The organism is uncultured Campylobacter sp. (genome assembly GCF_938018145.1).
In the GTDB taxonomy this organism is placed as follows: domain Bacteria; phylum Campylobacterota; class Campylobacteria; order Campylobacterales; family Campylobacteraceae; genus Campylobacter_A.
Window position 1 is genome coordinate 1 of sequence record NZ_CALIII010000453.1, and the last position, 1,984, is coordinate 1,984.

At 47.6% G+C, this 1,984-nt stretch carries 1 protein-coding gene and 1 pseudogene; both read left to right on the forward strand.

The genetic code is table 11. The features are described 5' to 3' along the window. A partial coding sequence (gene fliF, locus Q0338_RS10595) for a flagellar basal-body MS-ring/collar protein FliF (protein WP_298086689.1) occupies positions 1–1,517 on the forward strand: 1,517 nt, incomplete at its 5' end. After that, positions 1,517–1,984 (forward strand): annotated as a pseudogene (locus tag Q0338_RS10600) (flagellar motor switch protein FliG); the annotation flags it as partial. The gene fliF and the pseudogene Q0338_RS10600, both read left to right, overlap by 1 nt.

A 1,984-nucleotide genomic window follows, 5' to 3' on the forward strand; every position in this document is an offset into this window, starting at 1 on the left:
CCGCCGCAGACTCTGCGCTGATAATCCAGCAACTTGAAAAAGATAAGGTAAAGTATAAAATTTTAAACGAGGGCACGATTTTGGTGCCAAACTCGGACGTTTACCGCGAGAGGATCTCGATCGCGTCGCTTGGGATTTTAAAAGACGGCAAGGTCGGATTTGAGATTTTCGATAAGCAAGAATTCGGCGCGACGGATGCCGAGCAAAAGGTCAAATTTCAGCGTGCTCTCGAGGGCGAGCTAGCTCGCACGATCGAAAGCCTAGCGCCGATAAATAAAGCCATCGTGCGCATCGCGATACCGAAAGAAACGCTTTTTACCGAGCGAGCCACTCCGCCAAGCGCCTCTATTGTGTTAAATTTGAAAGACGGACAGAGCTTAAATTTAAAACAAATTACGGGTATTAAAAATTTGGTTGCCGCAGCGGTGGCAAATTTAAAACCCGAGCAGGTAAAAATCGTGAGCCAGGACGGAGTGCCGCTTGGCGAGGAGGACGGCGAATACGATAGCGATCAGATCACGCAACAAATCCGCTATAAACGCGACGCCGAGCACAATCTCGAAGAAAAAATCATAAACGTCCTATCGCCTATCGTGGGCGGCTCGGATAAGGTCGTAGCCAAAGTAACGATAGACTTTGACTTTGCTAGAAAAGATAGCCAAAGCGAGACCTTTGATCCAAACTCCGTAGCTAGAAGCGAGCAAAACGTCGAAGAAAAACGCCAAGGCAGCAAAGAAGCCGAAGTGCAAGGCGTGCCTGGGGCCGTGAGCAATATCGGTCCGGTCGAAGGCCTGCAAGACGGTAAAATGAAAGAGCTGTATTCAAAAAGCTCATCTACGACAAACTATGAAATCTCAAAAAAAGTCGAGCGCGTCAAGGATCAGTTTGCTAAGATAAACCGCCTAAGCGCCGCGGTCGTCGTGGACGGAAAATACGAAAACAAAAAAGACGAAAACGGAAATCCGACTAAAGAGATCGCCTACGTACCGCTTGAAAAAGAGCAGCTGGCACGCATCGACGCTCTCATCCGCCAGTCTATCGGTTTTGATCAAAACAGAGGCGACGAGGTCACGGTTAGTAACTTTGAGTTCCAGCGCCAAGACGGGCAGACGCCTGCGGGCAAGGTTCAGTCCTTTTTCGATCTTTACGTAGTGCCGTTTTTGCCGATCCTAAAATACCTTTTTGCCGCAGTTTTACTCTATATATTTTACAAAAAAGTCATCGTGCCGTTTATGGCTAAGATGCTCGAGGAGATCAAGGAAGAAGAGCCTGAGATACCTGATAACGACATTCAGCTTGATGACAGCGAAGATACGCTGGAGAAATTTCAAGCCGCCAGGAAAAAGGTCGAGGAGCAGCTGGGTATCGGCGATAACTTTAACGAGGACGATCTGCGCTACGACGTATTGCTAGAGAAGATGAAACTAATCGTGCAAGAGCGAAGCGAGGAGATCGCCGTCTTGCTACAAGACCTAGTCAAAAACGACTCGGATTTTAGCAACCGCAAGGACTTTTAATGGCAACAAAGCTAAACGAACAGCAAAAGATGGTGTATGACGATCTTTCTATGCCAGAAAAGATCGCTATTTTGCTTATTCAGCTGGGCGAGGACGTCACGACTCTGCTCTTTTCGCATATGGAGGTTGACGTCATAACCGAAATTTCGCGCTACATAGCTACCGCAAAAAGCATGGATAAAAACGTAGCGGCCGCTGTTTTAGAAGAATTTTACGCTCTCATGCAGTCAAATCAATACATGAGAAGCGGCGGCCTAGAGTACGCGAAAGAAATTTTATATCGCACCTTTGGTCCTGAAACCGCGCAAAAGATCCTCGATAAGCTCGCAAAAAGTATGGAAAACTCAAAAAGCTTCGGCTATCTTACTAAGGTCAAGCCTCAGCAGCTTGCGGACTTTATCATGACCGAGCACCCTCAGACTATCGCACTTATTTTGGCGCATATGGACTCGACCAGCGCGGCCGAG